Raw genomic sequence first — 19214 nt, 5'->3', positions numbered from 1 at the left:
TGTTAAATATAAAAGTAGTATCTTTCAGAAGAAAAGAACTTGTAATATTTTTAAAATATTTTAGAAATAAAAGTCAATAAAAAGTAGTCGAACATCAGCTGAACGACTACTTTTTTATACCATTATGCCTGACCATAGACTTCTTTGCGATTTGTTTTGGTTGCTTTCGTAGAATTCTTCCAAAGGTTTGGATTGATGAAAATAGTGACGATCGCTAGTATTGCAAAACCAATCCCAACATACCAGTAGGGTGTATCCAAGGTTGTAGAGCGTCCTGAAAGATTGACAATTCCTCGGAAAAGTGTACCCGCTGTAATAATCGCTACTGCCGAATTCCATAGATTTAAACTAATACGAGAGAAATGAGGGAGAACCTTGAGAAAGATTGCTAGTGGAATCCCCCCTACAAGAGGTGCTACAAATAAATAGTGCATATGAACAGAAGTTTCTCCAAAACTAAAAGCTTCATAAATTCTAGAAAATGCAAAGAAGAAAATAGTGATTAGTGTGTAAGAAATGACTGTTTTCTTAAACCGTTTTTTGCCAAGATTAGTAACCGATGTAGACAATGTCACTCACCGCCCTTTCTGAAATTTTGTTTCCACCAGTCGTTGGTTTATTGATAACCTGACCGTTGAAATAAAGTGTAGATGATCCACCGCCATCAAGATTGTAGGCAGTCTTTGCACCATAAGATTTCATGACCTCAGCTAGCTGATAAAGAGAGAGTCCTTCACTTTCTGATGTACGTCCATCTGAAACAACGATGATATAGTGGTTTTCATCGATAATACCAATAGCTGTACGAGGATTTGAAGCCATTGCTTGTCCTACTTCTGTATTGGTATCAACTGCAATTTCACCATTTTCGACCAAGGCTGGTCCAAAAGCCAAGAGATTGACGACACCGTCATTAACTAGTTGTTCAGCTGAGATCTGATCTTCGTAAATAACCTTGAAAGAGCCGTCTTTATAAATAGCTAAGTCGCCATTACTAGAATCTTCACGAACAGTATCACGATAGACAACGCCATTACGGATAACATAACCTGTAGAGTTAGCACCATAGTAGTCCCCGTTTACTGCTAAAATGGCATTGTTGTCAGCTGCGGTTACAGAGGTTTTTGCAGTTACGTTAGTTCCATAAGCATTTTGAGCAAAGGCAGTTTTCAGATAATCTGATGAGCTCAGAGTAATATCAGCAACGTAGACTTGTGTATTTTTGACCGTCGTTTCAGACAAATTGACGGAAATATTGTCATCTTTATAACTAGAGTCAGTGACAGTAGCTGCCTTAGCAGCTTGACTTGCTGCTGCAGCATTGGAACTTGTGCTAGTTGTGGCAACTGTCGAGATAGTTTCAGCGAGGACAAAGGTCTTTAGCATTGAGTAACTAAAGGATCCTGTCAAGAGTAGGCCAAGAACTGAGGCGTAAGCATAGCGTTTCTTTAAAAATTTCATAATACAGTTGATGTCCTTTCCTTAAAGATGAATTTCTTCTGCACTGTCCAAGAGACAGCGAAGAGAAGGATGCCGACGATAACTTTGGCAATCAGAAGGTTGATTCCAAAGACTGTAAAGAAGAGACGAATCAGTAGCGTGTCTAAGACAAAGAGTCCAACTGCTAGACCAAAGTATCCCATCCCTGTTTTTACAAGGCTATCGTCATTTTTAAAGACTAGTTTTTTATTTGTAGAATAGTTAAAAATTGAGCTAGTCACACGAGCGACTCCGTTTGCTAGAAAGATACGTAAACTCGTCGGAACTGTCGGCAAAATCAAAATTGCTAGGGCGTAAACGACATAGTCTACAACAAAGCTACTGAGAGATGATAAGGCAAATTTAAAGATATTTTTATAAATCATGAGTCCGTCTTGGATTGGGCGGAAGTGTGAAGCCTCATTGTCATTAATATAGACAGTTTCAATAGGAACTTCTAAAATCTCGTATTCTTTCGTTGCTTCGAGCAACATATTCATTTCATATTCGTAACGTTGGCCTTCAATCTTAAGCATAAACGGTATCAAGTTTGTAGTAAAAGCACGAAGACCTGTCTGCGTATCTGTTACTCCTACTCCTGTTTGAAGCTTAAAGAGAGCTTTGGTTAAGCTGTTACCAAAACGGCTACGAAGGGGAACTTTTCCAGAAAAGGCACGTACACCCAAGATTAGCTTGTTTGGATTTTCGGAAGCTTTATTAGCCGTGCGGAAAATATCCCATACCTTGTGCTGTCCATCCGCATCTGCTGTGACAACCGTACCATAAATGTTTTGTTCTTGGATATAAGTAAAGGCTGTTTTTAGAGCCTGCCCTTTACCTTGGTTCACTTGGTGACGGATGACAGTTGCATATTGTTCTGCTTTGTCAAAGATTTTTTGGCACTCTGATGAACTGCCGTCGTCTATGACTAAGATATGAAAATCACTCTTTTCGTGAATTTTTTCGATGAGTTTGATAAGTTTATTATCTGGTTGATAAGCTGGAATGACTATGTAGTTCATATCGATACCTCTTTCTTTGATGATGGTATAACTATACAGAACATCGCTTAAAAATACCTTATATCAGTTTTCTTTAAGATTAGGTTTAAAAAACTTTAAGCTTAAAGAAAAGACTTATCAATTATAAGAAATATGGTTTGAATTTTCAGATAAAAATAAATATACAAATTCCAAAAAAATAAAATCTGTTTGGTACAGACTCTAACTATAGAAATATTGGAGACTACACTAAAAAGCCCTCCAATTTGGATGGCTTTTTATAAAACTATCTACTTAGCTCTCTGATTTTTTACTTTTTTTGAAAAGTGAAATACCAAAGATTCCAGCTAAAATAGCAAGAAGATTCATAGCTGATGGTGACTCAGAAGTTCCTGTATTTGGTAACTGAGCTTTTTCATGAGCTGATTTTTGCTCCAAAGATTGAACTTTTTCTTGTTGAATAGGTTTTGGAGCTGGTTCTGGATTTGGTTTTGGAGTTGGCTCTGGAGTTGGTTTTGGAGCTGGTGTTGGTTTTGGATCCGGAGTTGGCTCTGGATTTGGAGTTGGTTTTGGAGCTGGTGTTGGTTTTGGATTTGGAGTTGGTTTTGGATCTGGTGTTGGTTTTGGAGCTGGTTCTTTCTCATACTCATAGATAACATGAGTTGTACCTTCTTTTAACTGACCTGTTTCAGGTGCAGATGTTGAAGAAACACCAACTAGATTGTATTTTTTACCATCTACAGTGATAGAAGACGGACGCTCATCTGCATTTTCAGCAGCATTATAGGTCACAAGATTTCCATCAGATCCATAAATAGAAGTTAATGGTGTGTCTTTATATGTTTCCTTGATAGATTGATTTGTTCCTTTGATAACATAATCCACCACTACATCTCCATAGTGAAGCGTAGAAACATCCTGGTCAGCCATATCTTCAAATTCTGAAGCATAGTATTTAACAGGACCGTATTTCAAATGAAAAATTTTGACATAATTAAAGAAGGTCTCAGGATTAATATTAACATCATGTGGAATAGTTTTCCAGTCACCGTTATTTGGTGTGATATGAGTATTTTTGTTTGAAACTGACCTAATTAGATGGTCATTCTGAACATAAGTATCATCTACTAAACTTGGATTAGCTAGGGCACCATAAGTCAATTTCCCATTGCTGTCTTGATAATATGGTTGAATTTGATGAAACTCTTCTAGCCTTTGGCAACCTTCTTCATATGAACCAATCCCACCTTCTTGAGAACATTTCCAAGCAAATCTCACGTCGATTGGTAAGTACTTGATCTTCTTAGCTTCCTCCAAGGGTACGGTCACAGATACTCGAAGAGCTGTTGATCTAAATGTTTTTGAACTAACAGCATATTTACTAACTCTATCATTATAAAATTCATAATAGCCTGGATCATAATTTTCATAATCTTTCATATTATCAACGGACATATTAACAACGGAAGGTTTCTTACCAGCCGCTAGTTCCTCAGCAGTTGGAACAATCGCCTCTCCATCAGTAGACTCAGCATATTCATTGTACGAAAGCTCTTTCATTGGAACATTGACATCTACAGGATTTCCATTGGCATCACGTGTTCCGATCAAAGTAAAATCAACTTTAGAACCAGCTATTTCTGGTATGCGGACACGAATGTCACGAACAGTTTGACCTTCATCACTTGAGTGCATTCCTTTGAAGGCTACAGTGTAATTGTAGACTACACTTTTACCATCTTCACTAAAATGTGCTGGAAGTCCTTCAACATTGACGTAACCGCCTTCATCAATGATATTGCTACCATCTGGTTCGCAACTAGCGCCTGGGGCTGAGCCTGTTGAAGTCCCAGGAGAGCAGGTTGAATCTTCTTTCCCGCCAGTTGTAGCTTCGCTATTAGTTGAGATTTCTTCAGCTTTAGTTGAGGAAGTATTGGCATCCTCTGCGTCTGATTTTGGTGAAGTATCACTAGTAGTGTCCGCTTCAACCCTATTATCTCCTAAAGACATGTTCTCAGCATCAGTTGAATTAGTAACGCCTAGTATCACTGAAGCTTTTGCTGGTTCGCTATTAGTTTCATCAGCTTGAACTACTGACTGTGAAACCAAGTTTAGAGCAAAAACAGACATTGTGATAATGCCAAATTTAGTGAGTTTTTTCATACACTTTTTCTCCTTATATGAAAGGGGATAATGCATAAGCAAAATCCGATAGTTTGATAATATTTTCACATATAGTATACAATGTAAACGCTTAATTTGCAAACATTTATCTAATAAATTTAGGAAAGTTACATATTTTTTTAAAAAAGGAGAAAGATTGTTCAATATTGCATCATAAAGTACAGAAAAAACCGAATAAAGACTTTTTTATTCGGTTTTTCCTCTTAACTTTTCAACAAAGAGATAGGCTGCGGGGCAGGTTAGAGTATTTTTAATAGTAAGATTATTGATTTGGTAAATCTTCTTACGGTCAGTATGTGGAAATTCACGACAGGCTTTGGGACGAACATCGTAGATGGAACAGAGATTATCGCCACCTAAAAATGGACAGGGCATCGATTTGAAGACCTTATCTCCATCCTCGTCTACCTGCAAAAACTCAGCTTCAAAGGCTGGCAATTTCATTTTAAAGTACTTTGCAATACGTGTGATATCTGCTTCTTTGAAGTCTGGACCAAGACTCTTGCAGCAGTTAGCGCAGGCTGTACAATCAATTTCATTAAAAACTTCTTGATGGATTTCAAGCGCAATTTTATCTAAATTTTTAGGAGCTTTCTTCTTTAGATTTCCTAAAAACTTACGATGCTCTTTTTGTTTTTGCAAGGCTAGTTGGTGATAATATTCGATATCGATTTCTTTTGACATAGTTTCTTTCTAATTTTTAATGTTGATACAAATATTTTTGGTTTATACATAAATAAAATTATGTAAAATAGTTCTGAGACATAATTTTAACAATAATGAGTTTCTCCATGCAGGACGAAAACTACCGCTATACTATCATTCTTTCTAAAAAGGGTTTGATGCAGTTGGTTAAAATGCCTTCTATCCAAGATTTTTGTGCGGACGATAGATTCTCCGCATCTAAACATTCCTTTAGAAAATCACGTACCTGATCAGGTGCTATTTCAAATTCAAAAGCCTTCATTTTGTAGAAAAAGTCAAACAAAGTGTTAGAGAGATAGTCAGTTGAAAATGGAATTTCTCCAGTTTTTCGATACATGATTAGAAGTCGGGAAAAGCGAGCTTTTTCTTCGGGTATATCCTTAAAATACGAGTTAAGCAACCAGACTTGCTTTTGTTTTCTTTCAAGAGGATCTTGACTAGCAATGCGTTGATCCTTTGCAAGTTCTCTTTGGTACTGTTTTGATTTTATAGAACGTTCTGCACGATTTTTTCCAAAGAGAATTTTTTCCCACTGGCGCTCTTCTAGTGTCAGTGTTTCGCTCAGTCCAAAGTAATCCTGATAGGCACGTTCAGCTGGTCCCATTGCTAGAACCAGGTTATCCGCATATTGTTTAGCAATCTTGTCTCGCTTCTTTCGCTCCTTTTCAGCTTTGATGCGAAGTTCCTGCTCATAGTCAATTTTTTCTTTTCCTAGTTTAACAAGATAGAGCTGATCGTCAGATTTTCCAAGTAGAAAGGGTTTGATAAATTTTTCAAGAACTTCCTCCATACGAGCTTTCTTCAAAGGCTCTGCCCTACTCCAACTTCCACCTTGAAAAACTTCCAAAAAGAGTTGATAATCCTTTTCTGGTGAAAATTGATTACCTCGATTTGACTTAAAAGCTCCCTTTTCCCATAGCCAGTTGATTAGTCGCTCATCAAAATCCGTTTTATTAACTCGAATGACTTCTTTTTTCTGGGCCTTTCTGGTTAGATTTTCAAGCTTTCTGAGAAGTTTTTCCTCCTCTTCTAGCTGTTGATCTAGGCTAATTCTTTGGAAATGACGCACACAGTCACTCCCAATGGGAAAAAGTCGTTTGCCAGTAACGCCGTTAAAAAGTTCATAAGCATACTTAATAGCATTACCGCAAACACAATTGCTTCGACCGATTCCATTAAAAATCAAGGAAACTTCACTCCACTCTTTGGTAGCTTGTTCCCAAGTATCGGCTTTAGATGCCTCTAAAACTGCATCATATAAGTTTTTTCTAACAGGAATGGACATGATGTCTCCTTTCTTTTTAAAGTTTAACGACTTCTACTTGGTCTTTACCAAGTAGAATCAAATATTTCTCAACTGTTTCTATCTGATATGAACGAGATAGAGCCTCTGCATAGAGAGCTAATTGTCCTCGATAGCGTTCAACAAGCTGACTAGCATGCTCATAACGGTCTGTCTTGTAGTCAAAGAGAGCAATCTTATCATCGTAGAGGAGATAACCATCTAATATTCCACGGACAACAAAGTTTTCTTGACTCTTCTCGTCTCTTTTTAACATTGAGAAAGGTTGTTCTCGATAGAGTTTATCTTGATTTGCAAGAATCTCTTGACCTAGAGCCGTATCAAAGAAGGACAAAATCTTTCCTAGATTGATTTTGGATTTGACATCCGAGCTTACTTGAACTTGCTCTAAAGCCTCTGTTAAAGTCTCTAAAGTGGGTTTCTTAGCTAGATTAATTCTCTGCATGAGTTCATGGGTAGCACTACCAATCTCAGCACCAGTAACTTTCTTAGTTTTAGAGAAATCAGGAAGCTTGAATTGAACCGTACTTTCTTTTAGTTGACTTTGACCAGCTACTACTACACCTTCCATATCCATAACTGGTTCATAAAACTTCTTAATCTGACTTGGAGTTTGTACACTTGGAAGATTGATTGCTGCACGGTGGATTTCGTTATATACTTCCACTTCTTTTAGCATTTCCAACGCATCTTTGATGGTTTCTGACTGGCGATTATCTGCTTGGGATTGGTCTTGGAGCTGGCTTTTATTTTCCAATTCTCCGATAGCTTCTTTGGTTAGGTCTTCTTCACCTTCAAAGCGCACAGTGAAATGCAAATCCTCCTTAGAAAATGCTTGATAAATGGCCCAAATCCAATCTTGGAAATTACTAGCGTCTAGTCTAGTTTCTCGAGTCAAAAGACCTTGCCCATTTGTCGGATATTCTTTGGCTTCTAACTTTTCACGAGAACCTTTTCCAACTAAATATAATTTTTTCTCAGCACGTGTCATGGCTACATAAAGCAAACGCATGAGTTCAGAATAACTTGCTAACTGAAGTTCTTCTTCGTTTTGCGTATAGGTCAAGCTAGGGATAGATAATTTAATCGTAGATGGAACGTATTCCTCTTTGGCATTTGTAGCAACTCTAGCAACATACTTGAGACCAAGGCCATTTCTTCGACTTAGGATGACCTCAGACATGGAATCTTGCTTGTTGAATTGCTGATCAATGTTAAGGATAAAGACATAAGGAAACTCTAGGCCCTTACTTTTATGAATACTCATAAGTTCTACAGCATCCTTAGGTGGTGCCACAGCGACATTGGTAAGATCATGCTGGGCTTCCAAGACTTGGTCAATCATTCGAATAAAGCGAGATAATCCCTTAAAATTACTCTTTTCAAACTGATCTGCTCTTAAAGCAAGGGCATAGAGATTTGCCTGTCTAGCTTGTCCATTTGGTAAAGCACCGACATAGTCATAGTAAAAGCGGTCGCTATAGATTTTCCAAATAAGGTCATAAAGTGAATGCGTTTTGGAATTTAAACGCCATGCCTGGATTGTTTCCATGAAAAAGCTTAGTTTCTTTTGTAATTCATCTTTGATTAAATCCTTTTGAAGACCAATTTTCTTCTGAGCATTGACTAGTTTCTCATAAAAGTTCTCTTGAACCTTATCCTCAGATTTTTGAAGAGCTAAACGAGCCAATTCATCCTCATCAAAGCTAAACATCGGGGACTTCATTAAAGCCACTAAAGCGAAGTCTTGTAGAGGATTATGGATAACTCGAAGGGTATCCAACATAACCTGCACTTCTAGGGATTGCAAATAATTGTTTTGAGCACCATCAGTCTTAACTGGTATCCCATATTCCGATAAAGCAAGTAAAACCTGATCATTTCGACTTCTGCTGGCAGTTAAGAGAGCCATGTCCTTGAAAGGTACACCCTTATCATTATGAAGGTGAATTATCTCCTTAAGCACCATGCGCATTTCACCAGTTAATTTGTTGGTTGCAAGTTCTTCCTCATCATCAGAATCGCTATCATCCTTATCATATAAGAGAACTTCTGCCTTGTTTTCAGGATTTGCTTGAATATCAGTATTCCCAAAAACAAGCTGATGCATACCATCATAAGATATCTCTCCTACTTCCTCGTCCATTAGATGTTTAAAGACATCGTTCGTAGCATCTAGAACTTCTGAACTGCTCCGAAAATTTTCTTTAAGTAGAATTAACTGACCTTCTTTGTCATCTTGAGCAAATCTATGAAATTTTTCGTTGAAGATTTGGGAATCTGCCTGTCTAAAACGATAAATAGACTGCTTAATATCTCCTACCATAAAACGATTATGACCGTTTGAGAGGAGTTCCAGCATTCTCTCCTGGATGTGGTTGGTATCCTGATATTCATCGACCATAACTTCGTGGAAGCGTTCCTGATACTCTTGACGCACCTGTGGGAAGTTTTCTAAAATCTCAATCGTATAATGACTAATATCAGCAAATTCAAAGGCATTTTCTTCGCGCTTCCGTTGTCGATAGGCATCAACAAAATCCCTCATGAAGACTTGGAATGTCTTTGCCAAGTCCCAGGAATCTTGATGATAATCTTCTTGAAATTTTAGTAAAGTGATTTGATCATTTAGTGAGATCAGCTTTTCAAATTTTGCTTTTCTCTCTTGGTTGTAGACTTCTTTCAAGTCTTGTAGTTCAGCCTTACGACTGGCATTTGTAAGAGCACGACCTCCCTTATCCTTAGAGATACTAACAACTCGGTCTAAAACTTCTAAATATTGCTCAAAAGTAGATTCATGGCTTAAAGAACCGATCTCATCAAGAACTTGTTGGACAGATTCTAAATAAGCTGCTTTGCCAAATTCCTTGGCATCATTATCCAAATGATAACGGAAAAAGCTTTCTAAATCCCAAAGTCTTTCTTTTATATCCTCTGCAAGGATTTCTTTAGCAACCGTAAAATCAGCCTTTTCAAAGCCTTTTAGAAAGGAATTTTCTAGCCAAGCCTGAGGATTACTTGTGGATTGCAAAAAGTCATAAATCATATAGACCTGTTTACGCAGTCCACGCGCATCCTTGCTTCTACCTGCAAAGTTCTTCACCAACTGACTAAATCGTTCCTGTTCTTTACCTTGGTAGTGACATTCAAAAACTTGACGAAAAACTTCATTTTTGAAGAGAAGCTGCTCACTTTCATTCTGAAGAATGCGAAAATTTGGAGAGAGGTCAAGGAGATAACCATGCTTGGTCAGGAATTTTTGGGTAAAAGAGTCCATGGTCCCAATCGCAGCATTGGGTAAATCAGCTAATTGTCTGCCGAGGTGTTTTTTTAGTTCCACATCTTGCGTTTCTTGGATTTGTTGGCTAATTTTCTTTTCCAAGCGTTCTTTTAACTCGGTAGCTGCCTTAACCGTAAAGGTTGAGATAAAGAGTTGGCGAATCTCAACACCACGCGCTAGTTGGTCAAGAATTCGTTCAGCCATGACAAAAGTTTTTCCCGAACCAGCTGAAGCTGAAACCAAAATATTTTGACCAGAGCTATAAATAGCTTGAATTTGTTCAGCTGTTTTCTTAGGTTTCTTGTTAGACTGAGCTTCTGCTACTTGCAAGACTTCAATCTCTTCTTGGGATAAAAATTTCATTGCTCCAACTCCTCTCTGATTTTATTAAACCAAGCTTCCTTGGCATTGCTCTTGGCAACTTTCTCTAAAAATCTCGCCTGACCTAGATGGTAATTGGCTTCAAAACCCGTAATAGACTGATATTGTTGAACATAGGGTGCAATGCTTCTACCGTTTTCTGTATAAGGGTTGATCGCAAATTCACCAGATAAAATCTTCTCTGCTGCTTTTTTGTAGAGAAGGGCATTATAGTCTAACAATAACTGGAATTCCTCATCTGACAACTGATAAGTCTTATTTTTATTGTAAAATTCTCCAAGGTTTTTTATCTCTTTTTCGAGAAAGAGACCTTGGTATTTCATAGTCTTATTCGTTTCTGCTACTGCTTTAGAAAGAGTTTTTGCAGTTTGTAATGACTGAATTGGTTCTGCCATTTCTAGGTACATAGCTCCAAAGAAATCCGTATTCCCTTCTTGCTTGAGGGCAGCTAGATAGGTTGGTAATTGCGAGTTAAGACCATTATAAAACATAGGGAACTTGAACTGAGTCAAAGAAGACTTATAATCTACAACACCGATAGCTCCATCTGATTTTAGACGGTCAATTCGGTCAACCTTACCACGAACATAGAGATTTCGACCATTATCTAGCTGAATAAAAGCTTGTTCCTTGCCACCAAAGACTGCCTCTTCTTGAATCGTTTCAACATCCGCATTATGTCGAAGAATGTGTCCTGTAGCGCGTGCGACATCCAAAAGAACTTCCTGGGTGAATTTAGCTTCCAAGCTTTCTTGATAAATGGCTTGAAACTCACGTTCTTGACTAGTTTCAGAGATTGCTTGTTCTAAACGACGATCAAAGGATTCATCACTCGGAAGTTTCAATGCACGTTCAAAAATACGGTGCAAGAAATTACCGTGACTTCGTGCATCAGGACGCAGACGCAATTCTTCCTGCAAACCTAAAACATATCGGAGATAGTAACTGTATTCATTACGGTAAAATTCTGTTAATCCAGAAGTAGATAGATAGAAATCTTGTTCCTGCGGATATAAAGCTTCCAGTGTATCATTAGCTAAAGCCTTGCTTTTCGGACTTGTCGGTAGGACAGGATTTTCCAAACCTTTGCGTTCCAACTTTTTACCCATTACACGAGCCAGAACTTTTACAAAAGTTAAGTCTTGGTCACTTGTCTCCCTCTCACCTTGCTGATGATAGGCAACCAGACTAGACAAAAGACTGTGATAAGAACCGATATCATCTTTCGATAGATGTTTTCGGTCAATTCTCTTTTCAATCTTGCTAAAACCAAAGTCCTGCAATTCTTTCAGATAAACTGACTCTTTACTCTCATTTTCATTAAGTAAACTTGGTGCTGATAAGACTAATTGCTTCCTAGCAGAATTGACCAACGAAAGCATGGTATAGCGATTCTTCTTGAGGTTTTCTTGACTTGCAATCAGTAATTGAGAACCTTCTTGAGTTGCTTGGTTTAGCACTTCTCTTTCTTCATCGCTCAATAAACTGGTGTTTTGAGCAATTTTTGGCAAGTGATCTTGAGTTAAGCCAAGTGCATAGATGTAATCAGATGTCAAGGGTGCAATCAAATCATAACTCTGCACTAAGACAGTATCTACTGTTGCTGGGATCGTACGATAATTGGACAAGCTCATACCTGAATGAAGAAGAGCCAAGAAATCATCCAAAGTGACCTGAGAACCTTCAAATACCGTAGCAAATTGCTCCATTACGTGGCAAAATGCTTTCCAGACCTCCTCTTGTCTTTCTTGCTCTGCTACTTCCATCGTTGCAGATAAGGTTTGTAACTGCTTGATCAAATGAGCATCTTTCAAAAAGTTGTTCCATTTTGAAAGAAGATTCTCAGCTTTTTGCTTACGACTGGTTAATAACGTTTCTAATGGATCTAGAACACGAACACGAAGCTTATTTAATTTTTCTAAATCAAATTTCCCATGATGATTTTTTGTGAATTCTTGTTTAAAACTAGAAAGACCATCAATACCTAGATAACGAAGATATTGTTCAAATCTATCAATTTCCTCTTGGTTAAGGTCAGTATACAAGCCAGTGCGTAAGAGATTAATCAAATCTTCTTGACGGAAATTGTATCGTTTCAAACGCCCGATGGATTCTACAAATTGCGTTAAAGGATGATGAGCCATGGACTCACTCTTGCCCAGATAAAATGGAATCTGATACTGATTAAAGATTGTCTGCAAAGACAGTTTATAAGACTCTACATCACCTAGCAGGATACGAAAATTCTTATAACTAAGTTCTGAATCTTGGTGCAATTTCTGTCGAATACTACGAGCAACTAACTCCAGCTCTTCTTTTTGGGTTAGACAAGACCAAATTTGCAAATCTTCTCTATCATTTTCATCCACTTCTAAGCTACTTTCAGAATAATCATAAGCACTTTCCAGTAATCTTGAAGATTTAGCAAAGGCATCAAGTTTCTCATGGTCTTGACAAGCATTTTCTGCCTTGGTCTGGTATTTAAAGGCTAAATGATGCAAAAACTCAACACTGGCTTGATAGAGATTTCCTTCAGTAAATGGACTTGTATAAGCTTTTTTAGTCGCATACACACCAATGACAATCTCAACACCCTTACGGTGTAGCAGATTCACAAGGTGTTCCTCTTCTGAAGAGAAACGAGTAAAACCATCAATAACTAGGGCAATCTGACTAAAATCACTGCTTACCTTGTTTTCTTCGATAGCATTGATCAGATATGATAATTGACTCCCTTGTGAAACTTGACCTTGATTCAGATAAGCTGCTACCTTTTCAAAAATCAAGAGTAAATCAGAGCGTTTATCAGCGTCAGCTAGACTTTCCAAGTCCAAAAAACTCATCTTAGCAGTTGTCATTTCGTGATAAATCTCAATTAGTTGCTGGATGAATTGCGGATCTTGCTTAATAGCCCCGTAAACACGGAAATCCTTAGCATCTATCTCTGATAGACACTTATAAAAAGCCATACCCAGACCAATATCATCGAGACTTGACTTCGCGGGTATATCGTTTAAAACCAGATAACGAGCCATTTGAGCAAAGCGCGTGACTGTGATCGCAAAAGAAGCCTGCTGACTCAAGCACTCCAGCACGGCACGTTCCTTTTCAAAAGAAAGAGAGTTAGGAGCTATGTAAAAGACTCGTTTGCCTTGGGCAACCAGTTCTTGAGCCTCCTTGGTCAGGATTTCTGTCAAAGAAGTCCGAGTATCGGTATAAAGTAGTTTCATCTCTGCCTCATTTGATTTTTTCATTACCTTTCATTATACCATTTTTTGACTGCTAATCCTATAAATAGAGAGTTCTTAAACTACTGATAAAAAGTAAAATACCGGAAATTTCCGGCATTGATTGATAAGCACTAGCTTCCTGAAAATAGATTTACCCATAATTCCCAAAATGCAGCAATGTTAATCATGAGATGGAGCAAAATGGGAAAATAGAGAGAATGAGTTTTTCGGTAGAGGAATGCACAAATTGCTCCACCACTTGCATAGGTGAAAAAGGCGAGTGGTGTTAAACCTGAACTGACATGCACATAGCCAAAGACACAGGCTGATAGTAAAACATCTCCATACCAAGGTGAATCTTTCAAAAATGTATTCATCAGAACTCCTCGATATACCAATTCTTCTGTAATTGGTCCTAGCAGACAAATAATAAGTAAAAGATAAGGTAACTCTTGTCGCCCTGTCATCTCAGTCAATTCATTTAAAGCGATTTGATTGGACGTTGCTGGGGTTAAAAAGGACAATGCAATATCTAAAAGATAATTGACACCATAAGCAAGAAGCAAATAAACTGGATATCTCCATTTCCACTTCAACTCAAGAATTTTCCTACCTTCGAATACTAGTAAATAAAGAATAGCTAGAAAAGTAACGCTAAACTCTAAAAAAGCAAGAATCTGAAAAAATTCTCGACTGGCAGTCACAAACCTAGCTGAAAAGTGATTAAAAATCCACAAAAACCATGTCTTCCTATAAATAATTACTAATAAAGCTAGTAAAATCTGTACTGCTCTTTTTTTCATGATAAACCCTCTGCTTTTTTATCCACTATCAGTATATTGCAAGTTTAGTATAGCATATATTTGCTAAAAAGCCTCTTCAAATCATGAATTGTAATTGAAACGTCCTAAATTGACATAGTAATCCTTATTTCCACTAAATTATGCTATAATATAGACAAAACACGTGAAAAGGAACTACTATGATTAAACTACTTGTCCTTGATATGGACGGAACTCTACTCAACGAAGCCAAGGAAATCCCTCAGGCTCATATTGATGCCATTCATAAGGCTATCGAAAAAGGCGTCAAACTGGTTCTCTGTACTGGTCGTCCTCTCTTTGGGGTTCTTCCCTACTACAAGAAACTAGGACTAGATTTGCAGAATGAATACGTCATCGTCAACAATGGTTGTTCTACCCACCAAACTAGTGATTGGGGACTGGTTGACTGGAGAGAACTTAGCAAATCAGACATTGAATACCTGAATGAACTTGCAGAAAAGAGTGAGGTCCAATTGACTCTCTTTGACGAGGAACACTACTTCGTTCTCGGAGGCGAACCAAATCCTATCGTAAAATACGATGCGACACTCGTCTTTTCTGACCTGACTGAAATTTCACTAGAGGAAGCTACCAGTGGAAAATATCGCATGTTCCAGGGTATGTTCTTAGGTACAAAAGAACAAACAGATGATTTTGAACAACGATTTGCTGATGAACTTTGTCAGAGATTTAGCGGAGTTCGTTCACAACCAGTTATCTATGAAGCAATGCCACTCGGTACCACAAAAGCTTCTGCTCTTTCTCGTTTGGCTGAGATTTTGGATATCCAACCTTCTGAAATCATGGCGATGGGTGATGCCAATAACGATATTGAGATGTTAGAATTTGCAGGGCTTGGGATTGCCATGGGAAATGCTAGCGACTATGTCAAATCTCTCGCGGATGCCGTAACTGCTAGCAATGAAGAAGATGGTGTTGCACGCGCTATTGAGAAATATATTTTATAGAATATAAGCCCAGTCAACTAGCATTTCTAGCTAACTGGGCTTTTTATTTTTTAGAAACTTAAAAACTTTAGAAACACTTTAGAAATGCTTGACGATTCTTTGATATCTATGCTTTATACTAGAATTATAAAAATAAAACATCTTAAAGGTTAAAGGAGAAAACTATGAAAACAGCCCTCGAAATCCATGGCTTGTCCAAACAATTTGGCAAACAACCCATTCTACAAGATCTTAATCTCTCAGTAAAAGAAGGAGATATCTATGGACTTATCGGAAAGAATGGTGCTGGTAAAACTACTCTGATTAAAATCATTACTCAATTATTATCTGCTGACCATGGAACTATTTCCCTCTTTTCCAGTCAAGGATATAAGGAGTGCACAAAAGCCCTATCTCGAGTAGGTTCAGTCATTGAATCTCCAGTAGCTCATAATCATTTAACGGCCTATCAAAATCTTAAATATTATTGTACTATTCGACATATCCCAAATGCTGATCAAGTCATTCAGGAAACGTTAAAGTATGTAGGGTTAACAGATACAGGTAGAAAAGTTTTTCGAGATTTCTCTCTTGGGATGAAACAACGTCTAGGCATTGCTATTGCTCTCCTATCAAAACCAGACTTTCTCATCCTTGATGAACCCATCAATGGTCTCGACCCAATCGGTATCAAAGAGTTTCGTCATATGATTCAACGTCTGAATCAAGAACTAGGAATAACAATTCTCATCTCTAGTCATATCTTGTCAGAACTCTATCTGGTTGCCAATCGCTTTGGAATTTTAGACCAAGGGAAAATCATTCGTGAAATCAGTAAGGCCGAATTTGAGACACTGAATGAAGACTATATTGTTCTAAAAACAAGTGACAAAGAAAAAGCTAGTCAAATCTTAAAAGACAAAGTGCATCTTGAATTTAAAGTTGTTAATTCAGACAATGAGATTCATATTTTTAGTCATGAACAAGATGTCAAACGCATTCTCAAAGAACTTACTCTAGCAGATGTCGCTGTTGATGAGATTTACTATGCTCGTCAAAATCTTGAAGAATACTTCACACAATTAGTAAAATAGGAGGAACACCATGATACACACAATTCAAGCAGACTTTTACCGTCTTTTCCGTTCCAAAGGTTTTTGGATTACAGAGATTGTTCTCTTTGCACTCATGTTAATGGGAGCTACTATTGGGGCTACAGGACATCTAATGTCAGTTGATACAACACCTCCAGAAACTGAACTTCCAAGTAAAGGCTGGGATGGTATTCAAGCCCTGATTAACGCATCTAGTCAAGGTTCAAACCTAGTTTTCCTCTGCATTATCCTTGCTTGCTTAGTTCTAGGAGTTGATCTTATCGGAAAACTCTATAAAAACAGTTTGACAGTAGGGGTTTCTCGTACAGAATTCTTCCTAGCCAAGTCAGTTGTATTAGCCAGTATCGCTCTAATGCAAATTCTTATTAGCCTAGTTATTGCTTTCGTACCAGCAACTATCCTAAACGGAGTAGGAACCATGCCAGAAGGATTTATTGGCAATCTCCTTCTAACGATCGGTCTTCAATTCCTCTGCCTTCTTGCTTGGCTTTCCATTATTTCCTTCATTCTCTATGTGACTCATTCTTATCTGGCTGTTTTCATTGGCTATTTAATCAGTTCTATCTTGCTTTCAACACCAATGCTTATCTTTCCAGATATCGAGATTTTACGCTATTTGTCCTTGAATTTTGCCTATGCCATGACTGCCTATAGTCAAGCTGTTCTATACACCATTATCGTTACAGTGACTGTTATTCTATTCTTTACCATAAGTGGACTTGCTGTTTTCAAAAAGAAAAGCTTATAAAAATGACCTCCTCTATTCAAAAAGAGGAGGTTGCTTGTTTTAAAAGAGTATCTTAACTGTAAACCAAGCACCATCAGTACTTAGTTGTAGTTCTGCACCAAGGAGATGGGATAGTTCTTCAGTAATATAAAGGCCTAAACCAGAGGATTCTTCTGTATCTGAAAGGTTTTCAGAGTAAAATCGTTGACTGAGATTTTCAATTTTACGAATCGGTTGTTTAACCAGATTAGCAATTTCCAAACAGATATGATTGTCCACTTCCTTCAGAGAAAATCTTGCTTCATCCTTACCATGTTTTAGAACATTGCCAACGAGATTTTGCAAGATACGCTCTAATAAATCTGAATCTGTCAGTAAATACAAACCAGATTCTACTTGCAAATCAAGGTCAATCTTTGCCGTCTGAAAAGAATCATAATAGGTCAACAATTTTTGCGTCATAAATGTCGAGACTTCTAACTCAGATAAGTTAGGTTTAACTGCTCCTTCCATTAACCGACGATAGTCCAAAAGAGCCTCTAGCCGTTTTGAAACTTGATTGAGATGATGAGCAATTTTTTTCAAACTCTCAGACTCAGGATTTTCTGTTTTAAGCAATTGCTGAGTATAACCGGACGCAATCGTTAAAGGCGTCCGAATATCGTGTGCAATATTGCTAATAGCCATGTCTAAAGTCTGCTTTTCACGTTTCATAATCAAGCGTGACTGCTCAACTTCTTGAAAGAGATGATTGATTTGCTGGTAAAGATGTAAAAAATCCTTGGAGAAAGTTGACACTCCGATTCTCTTCATACTTCCAGTATAAATCTTGTCTTCGATTTGTTGGCTCAAGTTCACGAGTGCTAGATGATAGCGAATCAACCATATGGTCAATAGGATAATGACCAGCACTAGCAAAGATAGTAAAATGTAGATCATTGCTCATCTCCTTTTAACCGAACACCAACTCCCCAGATAGTTTCAACATACTCTTGCTCTGGATCCAGTTGGCCTAATTTTTTACGGAGATTACTTAAATGAGTGTTGAGAGTATTATCGCCTGGTAAATAAGTATCCTCCCAGACCAATTCATAGAGTTCTTCTTTCGTGAAAATTTTCTTAGGATGTCCCAGTAAGGTTTGGAGAATCAAACATTCTTTCTTAGCTAGGCGAATAGTTTCCTGGCTATTTTTGATTTCAAAACTATCTGCATCAAATTGAATATTTTTTAACTGTTGAATCAACTTGTAAGGATGTTCGATTTCAGCTGGTTGCTTGTCACTATTTTGACGTAATTGAACCGTAACCCTGGCAAAAACTTCATCCAAATCAAAAGGCTTTACGATATAATCATTAGCACCATCTAAGAGATATTGGCTGATTAGCTTTTTATCGCTTAGAGCAGTTAGCATGATGACAGGAACTGAACTATCTTGTCTAATGGCTTTTAAAACCTGATCGCCATTTTTTCCAGGAAGCATAATATCTAGCAAGATTAGATCAATGCCACCTTGCTCAAATCGAATCATTCCTTCGGTACCAGAAAAAGCTTGAATCACCTCATGTTCCTCAGAAAGAAGAGTTTTCAAAATTTCTTGAATCTCATTATTATCTTCAATGATAAGTATTCTAGCCATAAACACCAACCTTTCTAATAGTATTATATCATGTTTTTTTAGGAATTTCGGATAAAGAAAAACTCTCCCTCATAACTAGATACGAAGAAGAGTTTACTTTATGTTTTAGAATAAAGCTGTCAATGCGGTAATAATCCCAAAAACAATACCTGGTGCATTGGCTGCTGCCAAAGGAATATCACGTTCTTTTTTAAAGAGTCCGTAGTATACCCAAAGACTGCAGTTAATTGCAGCTACTGCTGGTTGGATAAAGTTTCCTTTTTGACCCGCAAGGTTGTTCATAATTTGAGGAATATATGAGATATACATCATAACAGACATAAAGGTTGCAATCCAACCTAATGTTTTCATTTGTTTTTCAGTCATTTTCTTCTCCTTTCAAAAACAGTTTCAATTATACA

At 37.5% G+C, this 19214-nt stretch carries 15 protein-coding genes; 3 read left to right on the top strand and 12 right to left on the bottom strand.

Annotated elements, in window-relative coordinates:
- Nucleotides 1–122 precede the first annotated feature (122 nt).
- The 9 genes from ACESOD_RS00190 to ACESOD_RS00150 form a co-directional block, all read right to left on the bottom strand.
- Nucleotides 123–569 carry a hypothetical protein gene (locus ACESOD_RS00190; protein ID WP_373093299.1) on the bottom strand — a complete coding sequence of 149 codons (447 nt, stop codon included), beginning with the start codon at nucleotides 567–569 and terminating at the stop codon, nucleotides 123–125.
- The gene (locus ACESOD_RS00185; protein WP_373093298.1) at nucleotides 550–1461 is read right to left on the bottom strand and encodes a phosphodiester glycosidase family protein; all 912 of its coding nucleotides are present in this window, start codon (nucleotides 1459–1461) and stop codon (nucleotides 550–552) included. Before ACESOD_RS00185 ends, ACESOD_RS00190 begins: the two co-directional genes overlap by 20 nt.
- Nucleotides 1458–2501: a glycosyltransferase gene (locus ACESOD_RS00180; protein WP_373093296.1), complete on the bottom strand. Its 1044-nt coding sequence runs from the start codon at nucleotides 2499–2501 to the stop codon at nucleotides 1458–1460. Before ACESOD_RS00180 ends, ACESOD_RS00185 begins: the two co-directional genes overlap by 4 nt.
- A 273-nt stretch (nucleotides 2502–2774) precedes the next feature.
- Nucleotides 2775–4643, bottom strand: a complete 1869-nt coding sequence (locus ACESOD_RS00175; RefSeq protein ID WP_373093294.1) for an LPXTG cell wall anchor domain-containing protein — start codon at nucleotides 4641–4643, stop codon at nucleotides 2775–2777.
- Between the two features lie 207 nt (nucleotides 4644–4850).
- Entirely contained in the window at nucleotides 4851–5348 is a 498-nt protein-coding gene (locus tag ACESOD_RS00170; protein ID WP_373093293.1) for a YkgJ family cysteine cluster protein, read from the bottom strand.
- Between the two features lie 127 nt (nucleotides 5349–5475).
- On the bottom strand, nucleotides 5476–6654 hold the full coding sequence (locus tag ACESOD_RS00165) for a hypothetical protein (protein WP_373093291.1): 1179 nt from the start codon (nucleotides 6652–6654) through the stop codon (nucleotides 5476–5478).
- Nucleotides 6655–6670: 16 nt separating this feature from the next.
- The gene (addA, locus tag ACESOD_RS00160; protein WP_373093289.1) at nucleotides 6671–10315 is read right to left on the bottom strand and encodes a helicase-exonuclease AddAB subunit AddA; all 3645 of its coding nucleotides are present in this window, start codon (nucleotides 10313–10315) and stop codon (nucleotides 6671–6673) included.
- The gene (gene rexB / locus ACESOD_RS00155; RefSeq protein WP_373094056.1) at nucleotides 10312–13563 is read right to left on the bottom strand and encodes an ATP-dependent nuclease subunit B; all 3252 of its coding nucleotides are present in this window, start codon (nucleotides 13561–13563) and stop codon (nucleotides 10312–10314) included. The genes addA and rexB overlap by 4 nt, the downstream gene beginning before the upstream one ends.
- Nucleotides 13564–13694: 131 nt before the next feature.
- On the bottom strand, nucleotides 13695–14366 hold the full coding sequence (locus tag ACESOD_RS00150) for a CPBP family intramembrane glutamic endopeptidase (protein WP_373093288.1): 672 nt from the start codon (nucleotides 14364–14366) through the stop codon (nucleotides 13695–13697).
- Between the two features lie 179 nt (nucleotides 14367–14545).
- Here ACESOD_RS00150 and ACESOD_RS00145 point away from each other — a divergent pair, with 179 nt between their 5' ends.
- The 3 genes from ACESOD_RS00145 (at nucleotide 14546) to ACESOD_RS00135 (ending at nucleotide 17197) form a co-directional block, all read left to right on the top strand.
- The gene (locus tag ACESOD_RS00145; protein WP_373093287.1) at nucleotides 14546–15355 is read left to right on the top strand and encodes a Cof-type HAD-IIB family hydrolase; all 810 of its coding nucleotides are present in this window, start codon (nucleotides 14546–14548) and stop codon (nucleotides 15353–15355) included.
- 164 nt (nucleotides 15356–15519) lie between these two features.
- On the top strand, nucleotides 15520–16428 hold the full coding sequence (locus ACESOD_RS00140) for an ATP-binding cassette domain-containing protein (protein ID WP_373093285.1): 909 nt from the start codon (nucleotides 15520–15522) through the stop codon (nucleotides 16426–16428).
- 10 nt (nucleotides 16429–16438) lie between these two features.
- Complete coding sequence (locus ACESOD_RS00135; RefSeq protein ID WP_049504800.1) at nucleotides 16439–17197, top strand: ABC transporter permease; 759 nt, start codon at nucleotides 16439–16441, stop codon at nucleotides 17195–17197.
- Between the two features lie 39 nt (nucleotides 17198–17236).
- Here the strand turns inward: ACESOD_RS00135 and ACESOD_RS00130 are convergent, their stop codons facing one another.
- The 3 genes from ACESOD_RS00130 to ACESOD_RS00120 all read right to left on the bottom strand — a co-directional run bounded on the left by ACESOD_RS00130 (nucleotide 17237) and on the right by ACESOD_RS00120 (nucleotide 19179).
- On the bottom strand, nucleotides 17237–18115 hold the full coding sequence (locus tag ACESOD_RS00130) for a sensor histidine kinase (protein WP_373093283.1): 879 nt from the start codon (nucleotides 18113–18115) through the stop codon (nucleotides 17237–17239).
- Nucleotides 18112–18813, bottom strand: a complete 702-nt coding sequence (locus ACESOD_RS00125; protein ID WP_373093281.1) for a response regulator transcription factor — start codon at nucleotides 18811–18813, stop codon at nucleotides 18112–18114. Before ACESOD_RS00125 ends, ACESOD_RS00130 begins: the two co-directional genes overlap by 4 nt.
- A gap of 105 nt (nucleotides 18814–18918) precedes the next feature.
- The gene (locus ACESOD_RS00120) at nucleotides 18919–19179 is read right to left on the bottom strand and encodes a SemiSWEET family transporter (RefSeq protein ID WP_006150712.1); all 261 of its coding nucleotides are present in this window, start codon (nucleotides 19177–19179) and stop codon (nucleotides 18919–18921) included.
- Nucleotides 19180–19214 lie beyond the last annotated feature (35 nt).

Origin of the sequence: Streptococcus oralis (assembly GCF_964238205.1) — a bacterium.
Lineage (GTDB): Bacteria > Bacillota > Bacilli > Lactobacillales > Streptococcaceae > Streptococcus > Streptococcus oralis_CZ.
The sequence above is the reverse complement of the archived record's forward strand: the minus strand, read 5'-3'. Positions and strand labels throughout refer to the sequence as shown.